At 55.8% G+C, this 16,406-nt stretch carries 17 protein-coding genes; 6 read left to right on the top strand and 11 right to left on the bottom strand.

Going from position 1 to position 16,406, the window contains the following annotated elements:
• Positions 1-473 precede the first annotated feature (473 nt).
• On the top strand, positions 474-1,685 hold the full coding sequence (locus tag J2754_RS13080) for a DUF4209 domain-containing protein (RefSeq protein WP_211087678.1): 1,212 nt from the start codon (positions 474-476) through the stop codon (positions 1,683-1,685).
• Between the two features lie 171 nt (positions 1,686-1,856).
• Here J2754_RS13080 and J2754_RS13075 read toward each other — a convergent pair whose 3' ends face one another.
• Together J2754_RS13075 and J2754_RS13070 are read right to left on the bottom strand one after the other, a co-directional pair.
• A complete protein-coding gene (locus J2754_RS13075) occupies positions 1,857-2,465 on the bottom strand; it encodes a DUF8100 family protein (RefSeq protein WP_211087677.1) in 609 nt (202 codons plus the stop codon).
• 167 nt (positions 2,466-2,632) lie between these two features.
• The gene (locus tag J2754_RS13070) at positions 2,633-3,175 is read right to left on the bottom strand and encodes a hypothetical protein (protein ID WP_211087676.1); all 543 of its coding nucleotides are present in this window, start codon (positions 3,173-3,175) and stop codon (positions 2,633-2,635) included.
• A gap of 302 nt (positions 3,176-3,477) precedes the next feature.
• Here J2754_RS13070 and J2754_RS13065 point away from each other — a divergent pair, with 302 nt between their 5' ends.
• Positions 3,478-4,476, top strand: coding sequence for a Cdc6/Cdc18 family protein (locus J2754_RS13065; RefSeq protein WP_211087675.1), 999 nt, complete (start codon positions 3,478-3,480; stop codon positions 4,474-4,476).
• 97 nt (positions 4,477-4,573) lie between these two features.
• A complete protein-coding gene (locus J2754_RS13060) occupies positions 4,574-5,701 on the top strand; it encodes a CRISPR-associated protein Cas4 (RefSeq protein ID WP_245333035.1) in 1,128 nt (375 codons plus the stop codon).
• Positions 5,702-5,847: 146 nt separating this feature from the next.
• On the opposite strand, the gene fni is transcribed toward J2754_RS13060, so the two are convergent.
• The gene (fni, locus tag J2754_RS13055; protein ID WP_010904022.1) at positions 5,848-6,930 is read right to left on the bottom strand and encodes a type 2 isopentenyl-diphosphate Delta-isomerase; all 1,083 of its coding nucleotides are present in this window, start codon (positions 6,928-6,930) and stop codon (positions 5,848-5,850) included.
• A gap of 285 nt (positions 6,931-7,215) precedes the next feature.
• On the opposite strand from fni, the gene J2754_RS13050 reads away from it, so the two are divergent.
• Positions 7,216-7,869, top strand: coding sequence for a winged helix-turn-helix domain-containing protein (locus J2754_RS13050; protein ID WP_010890434.1), 654 nt, complete (start codon positions 7,216-7,218; stop codon positions 7,867-7,869).
• An 11-nt stretch (positions 7,870-7,880) separates the two neighbouring features.
• Entirely contained in the window at positions 7,881-8,438 is a 558-nt protein-coding gene (locus J2754_RS13045) for a PIN domain-containing protein (RefSeq protein ID WP_211087674.1), read from the top strand.
• Between the two features lie 407 nt (positions 8,439-8,845).
• Here the strand turns inward: J2754_RS13045 and J2754_RS13040 are convergent, their stop codons facing one another.
• The 3 genes from J2754_RS13040 to J2754_RS13030 all read right to left on the bottom strand — a co-directional run bounded on the left by J2754_RS13040 (position 8,846) and on the right by J2754_RS13030 (position 12,440).
• Complete coding sequence (locus J2754_RS13040; RefSeq protein ID WP_089649982.1) at positions 8,846-10,522, bottom strand: transposase; 1,677 nt, start codon at positions 10,520-10,522, stop codon at positions 8,846-8,848.
• Positions 10,523-10,587: 65 nt separating this feature from the next.
• Positions 10,588-11,472: a DUF7964 domain-containing protein gene (locus J2754_RS13035; protein ID WP_089649981.1), complete on the bottom strand. Its 885-nt coding sequence runs from the start codon at positions 11,470-11,472 to the stop codon at positions 10,588-10,590.
• The gene (locus tag J2754_RS13030; protein ID WP_089649980.1) at positions 11,469-12,440 is read right to left on the bottom strand and encodes a DUF7983 family protein; all 972 of its coding nucleotides are present in this window, start codon (positions 12,438-12,440) and stop codon (positions 11,469-11,471) included. The genes J2754_RS13035 and J2754_RS13030 overlap by 4 nt, the downstream gene beginning before the upstream one ends.
• Before the next feature lie 107 nt (positions 12,441-12,547).
• Here J2754_RS13030 and J2754_RS13025 point away from each other — a divergent pair, with 107 nt between their 5' ends.
• Positions 12,548-12,907, top strand: a complete 360-nt coding sequence (locus J2754_RS13025; RefSeq protein WP_089649979.1) for a hypothetical protein — start codon at positions 12,548-12,550, stop codon at positions 12,905-12,907.
• Between the two features lie 15 nt (positions 12,908-12,922).
• On the opposite strand, the gene J2754_RS13020 is transcribed toward J2754_RS13025, so the two are convergent.
• The 5 genes from J2754_RS13020 to J2754_RS13000 form a co-directional block, all read right to left on the bottom strand.
• Positions 12,923-13,831: a hypothetical protein gene (locus J2754_RS13020; protein ID WP_211087673.1), complete on the bottom strand. Its 909-nt coding sequence runs from the start codon at positions 13,829-13,831 to the stop codon at positions 12,923-12,925.
• A 58-nt stretch (positions 13,832-13,889) separates the two neighbouring features.
• A complete protein-coding gene (locus J2754_RS13015; protein WP_211087672.1) occupies positions 13,890-14,396 on the bottom strand; it encodes a PIN domain-containing protein in 507 nt (168 codons plus the stop codon).
• Entirely contained in the window at positions 14,393-14,761 is a 369-nt protein-coding gene (locus tag J2754_RS13010) for a UPF0175 family protein (protein ID WP_074796939.1), read from the bottom strand. Before J2754_RS13010 ends, J2754_RS13015 begins: the two co-directional genes overlap by 4 nt.
• A gap of 190 nt (positions 14,762-14,951) precedes the next feature.
• Positions 14,952-15,353 carry a DUF7970 domain-containing protein gene (locus J2754_RS13005; RefSeq protein WP_007344000.1) on the bottom strand — a complete coding sequence of 134 codons (402 nt, stop codon included), beginning with the start codon at positions 15,351-15,353 and terminating at the stop codon, positions 14,952-14,954.
• A complete protein-coding gene (locus tag J2754_RS13000; protein WP_098727777.1) occupies positions 15,346-16,284 on the bottom strand; it encodes a ParA family protein in 939 nt (312 codons plus the stop codon). Before J2754_RS13000 ends, J2754_RS13005 begins: the two co-directional genes overlap by 8 nt.
• Positions 16,285-16,406: the final 122 nt, after the last annotated feature.

The following is a 16,406-nucleotide window of genomic DNA, read 5'->3' as shown; positions in this document are numbered from 1 at the left end:
TCGGAGGGTACGCCTGTACAAACCGACAATTAAATAACATTTATCCGGGGTGCTAAGCAAGCGTAGGTACGTAATTGGGTAAGAATGACGAGAATCCTAGATAATCTGAATAGAGCAAGGATGATCCTGAGAGCGATTATCATCTCGCCATCTCTCTCCGAAACCTCCTCTCGCAGGCCCGATCAGGCTCTATCAAATCGCCGGACATCGTCGAAGAGCGTCTGGGTGACCTGAATGCCAGCCCGCTACTCGAAGCCGTCTACTTCCACGCGTACTGGGAACTCGCGGATGGAGACGCCTACACAGAAGGTGCACAGCCCGCGCTCCAAAGCTATCAAGAGGGGTTTGAAGCTGCTATCGAAAACGGATGGTCTGGGGTCGCTGTATTCTGTCTTTCAGAGCTCATCACGCTATACGGTGAACTGAACCACGAGGAGGAGCTTAGGCAGTGGCTTGAAACAGCAGTTTCTGTTTTGGAAACGGAATACGGTGGCCAAGACGTACATCTTGGTAATGTCGGCCGGCTCGTTGCTACCATTCAAGGACATCGGCATATTGCCCCGGAACCAGTTCTCCAGCGTGTCATCGACTATCTTCAGGAGCGAGTTGAGTATGCTCGGCAGCAGGATGCGTATCAGAATGAGCGCGGTTTTCTTGAGGATCTCATCGATTTGAAAGTCTATCTTGGAGAGGATGCGAGCGCGGAAAAGGCAGCTATCGCTGATTCGTTCGAGGCTGAAGCGGAGGAGAAGGGGCAGCGGAGTCGCATGGTTCGTGCATCGGTTTTATCTACTGCTATTGAGCGGTGTGAGGCGTTCGTTGATGATCGCCGAGTTGCGGAATGGAAACGTGAAGTTCGGGCTGCGAATCGAGCTGCCTTCCAGGATGAGATGACCGAAGTTACGCATGAACCGGACGAAGAAGATATTGAGGAACTGGAAGAGGCGATTGAATCACTGGTCGAAACCTATGAGGGGTGGAGTAACCAGTTTGACCCATCGTCTGCCTTCAAGTTCCTGCTAACTCAGAAGCCGTTCCTGCCAGATTTGGAGACGTCCCGCGAAATTGCGGAGGGGTCAATCATCAGCGAGGTCATTACGCGTACTACCATTTCACCGGAAGGCGATACTGTTGCTATCCGTGACCCACAAGAGGAACTGGACCAGCGCCCAGCCAATTATAGTGTAATGGCCCAGTTCTCAGGTAAACTCCTTAGCTCGCTGTTATACCGGCTGATTTCGCGTGGTATCCTTGCGGAGCATCATTTCTATCGGCTAATCTGGGATGCCCACTGGTTGAGTATTGATGACCAAGCATTCCTAACCGATCTCGTAATTGCATTTTTCTCTCATCGATACGCTGAGGCGCTGCATGTCGGTGTTGCAAGGCTTGAAGGTGTGATTGCGAGAACGCTTGAACACCACGATGTTCCGGTGACGAAGTTTGAATCCAGAGAAAGTGAACAGCGTACTCTAGGTGGGTTACTCCGTCAGATGCGTGGCACCGTTGACGAGAATGTCGTCTCGTATCTCAACTACCGGTACGTGGATCCTGCTGGAACAAATCTCAGGAACCGTGTCTCACACGGGCAACTCCACTATGGAGTGGCCGGATTCCACCACACCGCTCTCTGCCTATTCGATATCTTTCGGATAATTAGTGAAATAGAGACTGCCTATGAATGATATATAACAGTAGTTCCCAATACGGTTTCTTTATCAGTAGTTGCTAGCGCGATTTCTTTATTCAGAAAGGCACCTGAAACTGAAACGGCTAAATCGGTAAGTAGGTATGCCTACCTAACCGCTGTTTCAGTGGGAAAATGTCGAACTAATGGTCTCCGCCGCGAAAGCGTATCACGCACTATTCCGGTCAGTGCGGGCGCTGGCGCGGATGCCGCCAAGGACGGCGATTCGACTGCCGACGTACGTAACTCCGAAGACGACGCCGGATAGCGGGTCGGAACCGAACAGGAGTACGGCATACGCAGTGACGAAGAGCCCGCCGTCCAGTTCGCTCGCCCACCGTCCGACGCTCAGCAGCGGAACGAGGTCCTGCCGTTGCATCAACGGTGGGTAGCCGGCTCCGAGCGCAAGCCCCAGAACAGCGCCGCCGAGGACCACCAGACTGTCCGTCGCGGGAACCCATTCCGAGACGGGTGCGACCAGGTCGAAGGTCAGAGCGACGTAGAGTGCGCAGCAGAATGCCACCGTGAACGCGACCGTCTGAGAGAGTGTGTAGGCGAACGCCGGTGGGCTCGCGTAATCGATTTGTGTCGCGTAGAACTGTTCGAGTTCCGTTTCGTACCGGCCGATACCGACGTAGAGCGTGACTCCCAGGAGCCCGGCCACCCCACCAAGAACAACTGCTATCCAGAGCCCTTCAAGTGCGCCAACAACTACCATGAAGACCGACGGTAGGACCAGGAATACTGAACCTATCCTCTGCTGTCTCGTCCGATTCACATTTAAGCCAACTATCGCAGACAAACATATGTTTTGTTGGCCGCCTGAACTAACCGGCTGTTTCACCCAGCACTCTGAATAAAGAAACCGTATCGTCAACTACTGTTATTCAGAGTGAGAGCTGAAACAGTCGGTAAGTGCAGCCTCTGAGTGTATCATACTCGCCGTTATTCAACGACCTGAAATGGAGCGGCGAGTGCGATGCCTGCATCATGTTCGGAGAACCCCCAGTAGATGAACCGGTACGTGGCTTGTGTGTGTATTGTACACCGTTGGAACGGGCCTGAAAATTCGTTGGCACTGAGTGTCATTTCCCAGCGGAGTTCTTCGCCGGGTTCCAGCACTCGTTGCGACGGCGACCACTCGTAGTCTTTGGGCACGCCGATGGTATTTCGCCACGTGCCGTCAGGGCTTAACCGCTGAATCATATATCGAGTTTTTCCCAGTGTGGTGAGTGGGTCAGTGGACTCGTTTGTGAGTGTCGCCACGAATTGCTCACCTGCCGCAATAGATTGTGGCACCGTCAACGATGCATACCGAAGATAGTCCACGATCGACCGCTTCGTGAACACGTCTCCGACGTCACGATAGCCTGAAGAGCAGACCTCCTGTTCACTTCCTGTGATAGAATCAAGGCATCCAGCGAGGGCGGTTGCCCCGGCTGAACCGCCCAGTGCGAGAAGCCGACGACGTGAGAGGGGAGGGCTCATAGTAGAAACAACTACCCTTCGTGATATACCTTTTTTGCCACTACTCTCTCGTTGAATTGGGCGGTAGACTCTCCCACCGACTGAGCGGCTGTTTCACGCCGAATTCACTGGTAAGAACCCGCCCTAATGCGGAGTAGTTTCGGTAAGTACCTACGTGCCGGTATAATCAGGGCAGATTCAGCCGAAGGACTGCCAACCACCGGTAGCCACGCCCAATCAGTTACTCGGGAGTGGTGATTCGGAAGATTCGGAAACCACACCCTTCCAATTATAATGCTGGCAGACTGCGTCGACGCAAACCCATGATCACCGACGCACGAGTACTCCAGCCAGAATTCATCCCACGCGAGGTACAACACCGGGACGCGGAAGTCAACTACCTCTCCAGCGTCCTCAACCCACTCACAAAAGGCGAACGCGCCGACCCAGCGCTCCTGTACGGGCCGTCAGGCGTCGGGAAAACCTGTATCGCACAATTCCTCGTCGAACAACTCCGCGGCGAGGTCGTCGATCTCAACTACCAGTACGTCAACTGCTGGGAGGACCACAGCCGCTTCCAGGCTCTCCACCGACTGCTCGATGGCATCGGGAAAACCGTCGATATCCACCGCCAATCCACACCCACTGACGTCCTGCTTGAACGCCTCCGCACCGCAGACGACACCCCATACGTCGTTATCCTAGATGAAGTGGATCAACTGGAGGACAAGTCGCTACTGTACGACCTCTACCGCATCCCCCACATCACGATGATCCTCATCGCTAACGACGAGGAAGACCTGTTCGCGTCCATCGACCAACGACTCAATAGCCGCCTCACCGACTGTGAACGCATCCACTTCGACCCCTACCACGAAAACGAACTCACCTCCATCCTCCATGACCGCGTCCAGTGGGGATTAGAAGAGGCTGTCATCAATGACTCTCACCTCCAACTCATCGCCGCGAACGCCGGCGGTGATGCTCGCGTCGCCATCGGAATCCTCCGCCGCGCAGCACGTACCGGGCGCGGCAGTGACCGTATCACGGCAGATATCATCGAAGAGGTGACTCCGGAAGCGAAATCGGAAATCAAGCAGCAAACCGTCGATCGGCTCACAACCCACCAAGAATTGCTCTACGACATCATCATCGACCAGGGTGAAATCACTCCACAGGACCTCTATGACGCGTACTGCGAGCAGGCTGACGACCCGAAGACCAAACGGATGGTGCGGAACTACCTCTCCAAACTAGAGCACTACAATCTCATCTCCGCGGAAGGGAATACGAAAGCCCGAACCTACCGCTCACACGCCTAACACCCCTTCAGTACCCAATTCTAGTCTCCTGATTAGCGAGGATTTCGGAAACGACACGCGTCTTCCTATGGGTGCTCGTGTCGTCATTCTCAGTGTGATGAGCGACCCATCAAGAGACGCTGGTCTCGGCCCGGCATCCTCACCATCGAATACTGGATTTGACGCCCAGCAAGTCGTGCAGGACCGGATCACGAACCGGGCGTTCACGGAGTGGTACAGCGAACAGCAATTCCAGACCAACATCCTCGAAGGACAGGCGTACTTCAACGGCCCCTCGCCCGCGAAGGATCCAGAGCGACACTCCCCAAGTAGATTGCTGGAGTGCCATCGAAAAGCCAGCTACGCCCGCCAGAACGCCCCACGAGAGGGAACACCACCACAGGGCTTGTTCTGGATTGGAAGCGAGTTCGAGGAACAGGTTGTCGTCCCGTTCCTACAGAGTATCACAACCCCGGACACGTACGTGACGAACTCGCTGTGGATCGACGCCGAAATCGAGGCCGAGGGAACGCAGCACACGATCCGTGGGTCTACTGACCCGGCAATCGTAACTGCGGATGCAGAACCGCTGTTCGTGACTGAAATCAAGACCACGACGTCGCTTGACCATCTCTCCGGGCCGAAGCCACATCACCGCGCACAATTGTACGCGTACCTGTACGCGCTTGACCAGGAGTACGACCATTCAATTACGGAGGGGATGATCGTGTACGGGAGCCGGACGACGCTGGATATCAAGCCGTTCCATGTTGAGTTCGACCCGGACGTCTGGGAGCGTGTCGTAGACTGGATGCGAGCACAGACAGAGTATGAACAGGCCGGAGAGTTACCACCAGCAACGCCTGAGCGGGAGTGGGAGTGTAACTACTGCTCGTTCAAGCACCGCTGTGGACAGGCCGACACACCGTACACTGACATCGGTATTGAGGGACTTCTCCCCGTGTTTGATGGGTACGATCGGCAGAACCTCCGCGAGTACTTAGACGGCCACGTGGACCGTGGTGCACGGCTTACGCCGACACTGGCCCACCAGTATCCTGAATTCGCTGCTGAGTACGGAACCTACGATTGGAGTTGTTCGAGCTGTGGTGAATCGTATGGCTGGGATGAGCTCGATTGGGATGGTGATACTGACGACCTTCCGTTCTGCCCGGCATGTATCGAATTAGACAATCTCGTGACGCTGAGTGGGCCGGAAGCCGACGTGCAACTGAACATCGCGTAAGCTCGTATCAATAGTTCCTACTTCAGATTCTTCACTCACTGATAGAGGCATAACAGCCGGTAAGTACAGGTTGGACAGATATCGGAGTCGGCTCTCTCTTTCCCGCTGTTGTTCTATCCGTCCTGCTGAGACTGGGGAATCCGGGACTACTCGCTACTGGTTCGTTGTTCCACGTACTCGCGCGTCTTTCCGTGCAACACGTACTCCACCTGCTGGAGCTCGTCGATCGACCCCGAGCCGGTGACGAACATCGCTGTTCGCAGCTCGGCGATCAGGTCCCCGACGCGTTCGATGACAGCGTCTGGCCCGTCTGTAGCTGGTTTCAGGAATGGTTTCGCCAACCCGCCGGCGCGGGCACCCAGGGCAATCGCTTTTGCCACGTCCAATCCCGTTCGGACACCACCACTCGCAATGACGCAGTCGTGTTCGGCAACACACTCGATCGTGCTTGCAGCGGTTGGAATGCCCCATTCTCGGAACAGGGTGCCGATTTGTTTCTGTCGCGGCGCGTTCGCGGCTGCTGCGCGATAGGCTTCGATCCCGGACCACGTCGTTCCGCCTTTGCCAGCGACGTCGAGAGCGTCAACGCCTGCCGCAGTTAGCTCTCGGGCAGTCTCCCCGGAGATGCCGTTGCCCGTTTCCTTGACGATAATCGGCACCGAGAGTGCCTCGGACACTCGTTCGATCGCAGCTACACAGTTCCGGCCATCGACGTCGCCTTCTGGTTGGGTGGCTTCCTGGAGGAAGTTCAGGTGGACCGCGAGCGCGTCGGCGTCGATCATCTCGACTGCCTGCTCGACCATTTCGATGTCGTACTCTCGGAGCTGTGCAGCGCCGAGGTTCCCGTAGATGAACGCATCGGGTGCGGCATCGCGGACGACGGTGTACGATTCGAGGACGCGTTCGTCGTCGAGTTCGAGGCCTGCTCGCTGGCTACCGAGACCCATGGCGATACCGGTTTCGCTGGCGGCCCGGGCCAGCGCCCGATTGATCTCCGTCGTGTTGTGGTGCCCGCCAGTCATGCTCTCGATGAAGATTGGGGCAGAGAGGTCGTGACCCAGGAAGTCGATGGAGGGGTCGATCGCGTCGTAATCGAGTTCCGGAAGCGCGTTGTGGACGAGGTGGACGTCGTCGAAGCCCGTGCCTGTCGTTTCGACGTCCCGCTCTTGGACGATTTGAAGGTGGTCGTCTTTTCGGTCTTCAGTCTGCGTGGAGTCCTGCGCCGTCATTAGTCGGGTTTGTACAAGAGATGGGAAAACAATACTGTTGTATCGACTCTCCCCCATCCTAACTATTCTTGAAATGATAATATTCAGGGGTCGCTATGTGTCTGTATTCAGCATTGCGCTGCTATATGACGTAAATTGACAGAGATACCAGTGATAAGTTCGCGTCTCTACTTAATGGGCGTTGTGGGCGAGAGTAGTGTGTAATTAAGGCACGTAACAAAGCTATCCTCTGCGGTCGGGCCCGTTTGTAAACACTACAGTGACCCGGTTCCGTGGCAAACATTTATGGTTTCCAGTTTCGTAACTCTACACAAGATGAGTTACGATACAGAACACGTGCGAAACGCGGGGGACACTCCAGGAACCATCACTGGAATTCCGACGTTCGCAGAATTACTTGAGAACCCGTCCCTCGCGGACCTCTATACATCGATTAGACAGGCAGAGACTGCAACAGGTCCCGAACTCGTCGAAACAACGACCGTCTCCAAAAAGACGGTGTACGACTACTTGCATAAACTGGAGCAGGCGGGCCTGATCAGCAAGGTTGGCGACGAGACCGGGACTGCCGTATACACCGCTCAGGAGTTCGAGCTAACGTTGACGGTCCGTGAGACGGAAGTCTCGATCACTCCCAAAATCATCGAGGTAATCGCCCAGAAAAACGAGTACCCAGCGATCGAACGAGTCCTCGAAGACTACGGCATCGTCACGTTCGCGCTCGCATACGATCTCGTGAACGCACACAGTGAGGGCGAGGTCACAATCCGGCAAATCGCGAGCCTCACAGATCTCTCTCCTGGAACTACGTATGATCTCGTCGAAGCGCTCTATTCGGTTCTCGACCTCGGTGATGACGATTCGACCCCGACGACGTACACACCGGATGAGTTCGATGCGGAGGGGGGCGATCTCCTCGAGGAATACGCCGATAAGTGAACCGAGCGAGGATGTATACTGCGAACATTGCGGACACGGTGATGTTTCGGAACTTGGGGAAGCACCCCAGTCCACACCTACAATCGCTCAAGAGTGCCGTAGAGGAAGCTGGAACTGAAGTTTGGGTGCCAGCAGCGGTCTACCACGAGCTGGCGGATACCGGGAGTGCCGACTCACCGACGAATCCATACCTCGATACGGCTATCGAAGAAGGGTGGCTTCGGGTAGCCACACCGCTACCAGGTGATCGTACAGCGGGATTCGAGAGTAGTGCTGGACCGGTTGAGAAAGCACGGTTCGTTGCAGATGAGTTTCTCAACCAGCAGAGCAAGTATCCAGAGACGAACAACTGGCAGGACGCGGCGGTGGTCGCGTTGGCAGTTCGATTGTTCGATGCGAATGCTCGAATCCGTGTGATCACTCACACAGCGGACGAAAATCTGGCAAAGGCGTGCGCTCGTATCCCTCCGGAATTCGGATACTACGAGATTAAGTCCCGATACTACAACCCACCCCAAACAGCGAAGGTTGAGTTTCCAACCGTTGGCCAGCTCACGTGGAGTGAGTAGAGAGCATTTTGGCGGTTAGACCAGTATTAGCACGTTTACGACTTTAATGTCAACGTCAGCGCGATGTACTGGTCGCCTTGGAATGGGTAGCTTCCCGGCTTTCTGTGATTAGAAGTAAAATCGACGAAAATGTCGAAGGATCACCTTGTCCATAGCCACAAACCAGTCCGAGAACCGTATGCATTGAGAAGGCCGGTCTCATCTTCTGTCGGGCCGTGGAGTTGAGACTACAGTGGGTTTAGCGGGCCTGTGATGCGTAGTTTCGACCGATTTGACGAACGGAATCTGCCTCAGATCGCTCTCGAAACGCGTGTTCTTGTTGAACTGGAAACTAACCCGGGGCATTTCCGAGGCTTCGGATAGTGTAGCCACTCAGACGCCGCGCTACCACGGGGAGAGTCCCCTCACTATCCGATTCCCGTTTCTTTCTTCAACAGCGTCAGTGTGTTGTCGGCTGTGACGATGGGCGAATGCTCGTACTCACCGGTCAACTCAACCTGTACGAGCAGATCCACCGCTCGCCAGATCGAGTACAGGAGACACGCGAACGCGAAGTAGAAGAACCGTAGGCCGAAATGCTTCGACGTGGTTGCGGCCATAAATCGCTTGATCGACTTGTACCCACTCTCGATCTCCCACCGATACCCATACTCGGTGAGGTGGCCACTCCTCCGATTCGTCATAAACACCGAATACTGTCGGTAATCGTTATGCTCGGAGTTCTCCTTTCGACGGTAGATCAGCGTCGTGTGGTGCCACTTGTTATCGCCGAGATGCAACTTCCGGCTGGTCTCATACCGATCCTTATCACGTTGCAGAAGGCGCTTGGCCTGGGCTTTCTCGCTGGTCTGCATTCGTTTCGGCACGACGTACGAGAGCCCGCGCTGGCTGAGCATCTCCAAGACGTGCTGGCTGTCGAACTCTCGATCCATCAGCACGTTATCGACGTGAACGAGGTCCTCCGCAGAGTCAAGCAGGTCTTCGACGATTTCCTTGCGTGTAACGCCTTTCCGCACGGGACGAGCATCGAGGACGAGTGGGACAGCGTTGCCGACTAGCTGGACTGTCGCCCACTGGTAGGCGTATTCGTCGGTCTTCTCCTTCGTCCCGATAATCTCGTCTTCGTGGCCCGTTCGGTCACCTGTGAAGGGATCGGCTTCAGTGATATCGATCGCTACGATCCCGGCACGATAGAACGCCTCCGTCGCTGCGACCTCTTCTAAGAGGCGACCCACCGCTTGCCGATACATCTCTCGAATCTGTTCGATCGAGAGATCACGAAGATGGTCACGGTGCGCGTGTCCCATCGGAGTCCGGTCACGAGTCGACTCGTGGATGAAACTGCGAGCTCCCTCGTTCGCGGCGAGATTCTCTCGCAATCCCAGATACGTTTGCAAGTCCCAAAACGCATTCTCGTGGATCTCACAGCCCTCACCACGATTAAGCGAGAACGCGGGGAAGATGATGTGGCTGACGTGGTCGGTGATCTTGCTCGCCTGGTCGAGAACGTCTCCATCGTCTGGCGCCGGCTGACCGGATTCAGTATCGTGGTGCCGGAGCGTTCGATCCGGTTCACGCGGGACCGTGATGCCCGCGTTCTGAGCGGTGATGAGGATCGTTCGAGCAACCGTTTCGATAGTCTCTCGGAGATTTTCCGTGAAGCGTGTGTGCCAACTTCGCCACAGCGTCGACTGATCGGGAATCGACTCGATACTCAGTTGCTCACGGATGTCAGAACGACGTTTGAGGTACTCAACGAGTGCTGTCTCGTGGTCCCACCCGTGGAGTTCTTTCAGCACGAACAGGCGAAAGAGCGTGGCCATCTCATAGCGTGTCGAGTTCGCGTAGCGATCGTGAGGGTTGAATCGAAAGTAGGCCAGCGGAACCGTACAGACGAACAGCTCAACGGAGGTATGGGCGTCATGATCGAACCACGCTTCCGAAACAGTACGAACGTCCGACTCCAGTCCGGCTAGCGAACCTCGGTCATACAACGGTGTCGAGTCGTACTTCGGCCACGCGACGTGCGATTTTCGGGCGATCCCACGAAAGACACTCCGGCGAGACTCACAGGTTGGTGCCACTACGAGACGCTGGACATTTCACAGCCAAGAACTCGTTCTCTTCGGCAGACAGTCAAGAGAGCAGCCTACAGGTGGCCGTATCCTATGCGCTCGAGTTCTGCTTCCAGTTCGACGTGCATCGCTTCGACAGTCTCCTCGTCGAAATGCTGCCCTGTCATCGCCCCCGATATCTCCGCGATTTCAGCGTGCCATCCACGTACTGCGTCCGCAAGGGCCGCGAGGAGTTCTTCCTCCGTCTTGTCTACCCCGTCGACTTCCTCGACGACCTGCCACCCCGGCTGAAAGTTTTCGAGGACGTATCCCCTCTCTTCGAACTGAATCGCGAACCGCTCGCAGACCGCCCCGAATCCGGTTTCGAGACTGAGCAGTGGTATGACGTGGACGATACCATTTCGCTTCTCCAACTCACGCAGATCCGTAACAGGGACAGCAGTTTCAGGGAGCACTGAATAGAGTGGGTCAGGGAGAGGCGAATCGCTTTCAGCGGCTCCTGGTGCGTCGTACTGGTCGTCGATGGACTCGCCTTTCTCTTTCATACCCTCGGGTGGTTTGTCGCTCGGATCATCGCTGAGAATCTCTTTCAAGATTGCGTAGAACCGCCATTCGTCGCCGTAGTCATAGAGGTAGCAGATACGGTCATACTGTTCGAGGCCGAGCTGGCGAGTCATCTCGCTGATCGTCACCTCGTCAGCGTTCTCAATCCGTTCCGTACGCAATACCGGATCACCACCAAGCGACTCCTCGTACTCCTGCGGACACTGGTATTTGACGGCGCTGTCCCAGTAGTCTTCATCCTCCCCGACGAACCAGAGGTGGCCCTGATCGAGTCCGACCGCAGGGTTGATCGCCGACTGAAACTCGGCGATCGTTCTGTCCGCACCAACGACGATATCCCGCCACAGCGACGTGGGGTCGGGGGCGAACTTGACGCGAAAGCGGTAGGCAGTCATCCTTGCATCTCCGTACCTGTGCGGAAGCTGGTGAGGTCGTCGATACGCTGCTCGAGGTCCTCGATCTCCTCTCGGAGCTGGTTCGCCTCGTCGTCCTCGCTGGCAGCAAGGCGGTCTTTCAACCCCTGCAATCGGGACTCTTTGACATCTTCATCGACCTCTGCTTTGCGAACGTATTCGCTTTCTTCGACCTCATACACATCGGATTCGGAGAGCGTGGTGACTTCAAGCGCTTCATCGACTTTCGAGCGGTCGACGCTCAGCACACGTTCGCGGTCGATGCCAGCGTTCTCGAGGCGTTCCAGTACCTCCTCATCGTCTTTGAGCGAGCGGTTACGGCGACTCGTCCGTTGGACGGAGCCATACTGCCCGGAAACCGGACGGTCGTGATGGAGCCGAGCGAGGAGGACATCCGCGATCTCCTTGCGGAATTCGTTAGCATCTCGCTGGACATCCGAAAGCAGAGTGTAGAGATTCACCAACGCGTCCGTCTCCAGTTCAGAGAGATCAGTCACATCGTGACGTTCGAGTGCGTCAATGAGGAGGAGCGCATCCGAGTAGACATCAAGTCCGTCGGGTTCAGTTCGTTCCTCGTCCGTTGGTTCCTGCTCTGCACCCATCACCTGCGTTGCCGTCGCAACCGCTGATTGTGTGATGATGCCAGCGTCCTCATCAACCTCGAATCGTGGATGGACACTCCACACCGCCGGGTATGGGTCGGCATCCGGCGGGAGACGATCAAGGTCAAACCCGTCGGGGGCGTCCTCAATTCGTCGATAGAGCGTTTCGAACTGGTCGCGCTGGAGTGGCCGCGTCTCGTTGCTGTCTTCGAACTGAATGATGACGCGAGCGTCCTGCACGTCAGTAATACGAAATCGCTGATGGGAGAGTGACGTGATGAGCGTCGCACTCTCGGGGAGGTCGTCGAGTTCCTCGAGAAGCGTGTGCCAGCTGGCGGTGAAAGACATATACAGTGGTTGCGTGCCATTCCGACTAAATCTTGTTCACGACACGGCCACTAGCGGGTCATCTCTTCAACAGACAGTCTGATACGTGGCTCTTCGGAAATACCGATATGGCTGAGACGTACGCACTCCGTGTTCAGATCGAGTCACACGAGTACGACGGCAAGTTCTATCTCGTCGGCGACGGATACGGAACCCCAGCAGACGTGTTGGACAACGTCGCTGCCGACCATCTCTTGCGGATCGCGAATGCGCCACATATCGAAGAGTACCTGCTCGATGTGCTGAAGCACGGAGAGAATACAGGTGAAGCCGAGTATAAGGGGACAGACAGCGATGTCGAATGCTGGATTCACGTCGACGTCCCCTACCAGAGGTACGCCTTCGGTGTCGGGGACAGCGTGTTCGAGTTCTCAAGCGAACCGACCAAGAGCGAAATCGCATCGACTGTCACGCAACTCCATTCGTAGGCTGTGGACTCTCGGTCAGGGATCGAAGTGGTAGATGTAGGGGTGGTCAGCCTTCCCAGCGGGCATAATCTCTTCGAGTAGCTCGCGAACCTCGGATTCGGAGGGGGCACTGGTGATGATCCGATCATCGTAGATCGCTACATAGGCTTCGTTGAGTTCCAACTCGCGCAGTTCGCGACCCAAACTTCGAGCTCGGGCCTTCCCCATCTCTTGATGGTAAATCCGCTCCAGTTTGTCGGTTTTCTCCCGTAACTGCTCGATCTCCGACGCGTATCGCTCTCGGTTGCGCTTGTTCTTCATGTAGAAGCGCAACTTCTCAGCATCCGTCTTTTCGGCTTCCTCGGGTGCTGGAAGCGAGTCGATTATGCCGAAGCGATGTTTGGCCTCCTCATACTCGTCGTCGATGTCAGTGCTGAGCGAGCCCCCGAAGATGATGTTCTTGACCCCGATCCACCCGTCGTAGACGATCTGGTCCTCGAACGGCAATAGGACGACACTCGAAACTGGGACTGGAAGTGCGGACTCGTCCCACACCTCGGCGAACGGAAGTCGAGCCGGGCGGACTGCGTATGCTTTCGGCGGTTCTGTCCAATCGAGGAAGATCGCGTCGTCCTCGCGATAGCGGACGACGACGAACTCTCCGGCGACGAAGTCAGTCCACGCTGCGACCTGTTCGAGATCAGTCTCCGACAGGTCGGGAGGATTCTCTTCAACAAAGTCTTCTATCAGGTCCGTCGTCGACTCGTTGTACAGCGTGTTTCGGAGCGGGAGAAGCTCGTCAGTATAGTGCTGTTCAAGATCAGCGACCGTTTCAATCTCTTCGATGACCTCGAATCGGTCGTTGACATACACCAACAGATGGGCGTACAGGTCTAGAAACCGTTGCTCACTCTCTTCGGATAGTCGTCTGTCGGCTTCACTCATTGGTAATAGACGTGTTCACGGGCACACTAATCAGGCGTTTCGAACACAAGCAAGCCCGTCATCGATACTCGGAAATCGTCCGATACGGGACGTAGTAACCGATCTCATCGATCCACGTCGACAGCCACCCGTCAGCAGTCGCTTCATCGATCTTCCCAGCATCGATTGCAGCCAACAGAACGCCAACTGACCCGACAACGGTCACACCCTGGTCTTTCGCAAACGACCGGGCATCTCCGTCGTCTGTCAGCAGTCGACCGTCGTGTGCGTCGGCGAGGGCGAACGCCTGTGCTTCCCCGGGGTCGAGATGCCCACCAACAACGGCTTCTCTGTTTGCGACAGTATCCGAGATCGGCGCGACCGGGATCTCGTCATCAAGCATATCGAGTGCTTCCTGGAGATATGAGTGGTTATCAACGCCGTGTTCGAGCTCCTCACGGACGACTGGTACCGTACAGATTCCAGAGAGGGAAGCAACTACCCACAGCTGATCGATGTACGCAAAATTCGAGAGGACAGTCGTGTTCAAGACGCTCGGGTTCGCTGGGAGATCGTTACCTGTCATTTAGCACGTGACTCCTCATCAGGCGAGTCCTCATCATCGAATTCGAGTTCACGTGCTGCCTCTACCTCGTAGGCTGCGTCGTCTTCGTCAACGAGTCCGAGGCGGAGTTCAACACCATGCTCACGGAGGATGTCACGCATCGTCCAGCGGTCGACATCAGCGAGTCTGGCGGCATCACCGAGTGTGATCCGCTCGCGTTCGTAGAGGGCGACCGCAGCTGCAATACGTTCGTTCTCGTGGTCCTCGAAGTATTCACGCACGAACTCGCGCAACGCGTCGCTCTTTCCCCCGAACACACCAGCCTCGACAGCTCCCTCAATGAGGAGGTCGAGGTCATCTGGGTAGGAGCCGGTGATTCGAGCCATCGTTCTATCCCAGACTACGTCTTCATACTATTTATGAACTTCGCCAGAATGCCATATGCATTGAGACGACCAATCTCAACTACTGTGAGCCGGCGGTCTCAACTGAGTTCACCGTATAGAGGCGGAATCAGACTATTCTGAGGTTGCTGTTGGGGTATTGTAGAATAGCTTTCTATTTTGGAATAGTACGCTATTCAGTCGATTCTGAAGAAGCAGATTCGCGAGCTTGTTCGAATCGTTCGGCCACTTCGTCTACGAGATCTTCCTCCACGACGGTTCGGAGAAGAGCATCAGTCATTTCCCGAACGACGATGTTCTGGTAGCCCTGCTGGTTGAGCTCGCGTTCCAGTTCATACTTCAGCCAGGAATCGAAGTCCTCGATCGTAGCCTCCCGGGCGTAGAAAGGCCGCTGTTTAGCGGCCTCATAGCTGAACGCTGAATCGGTCATCGGGTTTTGTCGTTCGACGGGTTCCTGAGAGGGCGTCTCCTCGTCGCCTCCCGATTCAGACGCGTCATCCGTATCCTGGGGTTCGTCGTCCGGTTCATCTTCGAGTGTCTCCCCGAGGTCGGCAAACGGATCGTCGTCAGACATGGCGGACCACCTCACCTGCCTCGACGATGTGCGCCAACTCGTCGAAACACTGCAACTGGTCACAGTCAGGGTCGTAGTCCAGCAGGGGTTTGCGCTCGCCATAGGCCTTCGTGATGCTGGTACGGTCACGGATGCCCGGTGAGGGTTTGAGATCGCCGGCGTCGACAGCCTCCCAGTCCGTAATCCGCGCAAAGTTCGGGATGCGGTCCTGGAGGTTATCGTGCGAGTTGAGACGTTCGAGGAGCTGTCGATCTTGAGTCTGCTGGTCGATACGGCCGCTCAACATGTTCGGAACCAGTGACAGAACGTCGACGTCCATATGCTGCCGAAGCGGTGAGATCTGTCGCTCGATGGTTCGCTCCAAGCCGGCCATCGCCTCGTTCCCCGGGGCGAGCGGAAGCACCAAGTTCGCCGTCGCGACGAGCGCGTTGTCCGTGAGTCGGGAACGGTACGCCGGCGAATCTGTGACGATATAATCGTACGTGTCCCCAAGGAGTGGGTCGACGACTTCCCGTTTGAGCAGCGCAGAGGGTTGGAATACGTCGCCGACGACGATCTCCCGCTCGACCTGTTCTAAGTCTTCGCTGGACGGGAGGATATCGAACCCATAGCTGGTATCGTAGACAACTGAAGTCGGGTCAGCATCGTTGAAGAAGACGTCGCCGATGGTTTCCTCGGTGTTGTGGTATTGGTCGTTAAACCCCAGCCCCACGGACGCGTGGCCGTTCGGGTCAAGATCGATGAGGAGGACATCGTGTTCGTGTGCGGCCAGTTGTCGGGCGAGGTTGACCGCAATCGTCGATTTGCCGACGCCTCCCTTCAGCATACACACCGAAACAGCCCGAGAGTTCCCATCGGTCTGTACCGAATCATATGGGCTATTTGGGCTATTCGTTCTATCTATGCTATTCTTGCTATCTGAGCCACTCATACTATTCAGCAGTATCAACCCCTCTCAACTTAACTCTGTGGTGAATAGTCCGAATAGTATTCTATTCCAAAGCTACACGCTATTCCAGAATAGTTCACTACTCTAGAATAGTTTTGATAGAA

This window comes from Halarchaeum nitratireducens (assembly GCF_017874695.1).
Classification (GTDB): Archaea; Halobacteriota; Halobacteria; order Halobacteriales; family Halobacteriaceae; genus Halarchaeum; species Halarchaeum nitratireducens.
This window is presented reverse-complemented; position numbering and strand designations above follow the sequence as displayed.

Bases quoted from the DNA above. Each gene is read 5' to 3' on its own strand.
- J2754_RS13070 (WP_211087676.1), bottom strand. From the start codon at position 3,175: ATGAGCCCTCCCCTCTCACGTCGTCGGCTTCTCGCACTGGGCGGTTCA.
- J2754_RS13065 (WP_211087675.1), top strand. From the start codon at position 3,478: ATGATCACCGACGCACGAGTACTCCAGCCAGAATTCATCCCACGCGAG.
- J2754_RS13060 (WP_245333035.1), top strand. From the start codon at position 4,574: ATGAGCGACCCATCAAGAGACGCTGGTCTCGGCCCGGCATCCTCACCA.
- fni (WP_010904022.1), bottom strand. From the start codon at position 6,930: ATGACGGCGCAGGACTCCACGCAGACTGAAGACCGAAAAGACGACCAC.
- J2754_RS13050 (WP_010890434.1), top strand. From the start codon at position 7,216: ATGGTTTCCAGTTTCGTAACTCTACACAAGATGAGTTACGATACAGAA.
- J2754_RS13045 (WP_211087674.1), top strand. From the start codon at position 7,881: ATGTATACTGCGAACATTGCGGACACGGTGATGTTTCGGAACTTGGGG.
- J2754_RS13035 (WP_089649981.1), bottom strand. From the start codon at position 11,472: ATGACTGCCTACCGCTTTCGCGTCAAGTTCGCCCCCGACCCCACGTCG.
- J2754_RS13030 (WP_089649980.1), bottom strand. From the start codon at position 12,440: ATGTCTTTCACCGCCAGCTGGCACACGCTTCTCGAGGAACTCGACGAC.
- J2754_RS13025 (WP_089649979.1), top strand. From the start codon at position 12,548: ATGGCTGAGACGTACGCACTCCGTGTTCAGATCGAGTCACACGAGTAC.
- J2754_RS13020 (WP_211087673.1), bottom strand. From the start codon at position 13,831: ATGAGTGAAGCCGACAGACGACTATCCGAAGAGAGTGAGCAACGGTTT.
- J2754_RS13015 (WP_211087672.1), bottom strand. From the start codon at position 14,396: ATGACAGGTAACGATCTCCCAGCGAACCCGAGCGTCTTGAACACGACT.
- J2754_RS13010 (WP_074796939.1), bottom strand. From the start codon at position 14,761: ATGGCTCGAATCACCGGCTCCTACCCAGATGACCTCGACCTCCTCATT.
- J2754_RS13005 (WP_007344000.1), bottom strand. From the start codon at position 15,353: ATGTCTGACGACGATCCGTTTGCCGACCTCGGGGAGACACTCGAAGAT.
- J2754_RS13000 (WP_098727777.1), bottom strand. From the start codon at position 16,284: ATGAGTGGCTCAGATAGCAAGAATAGCATAGATAGAACGAATAGCCCA.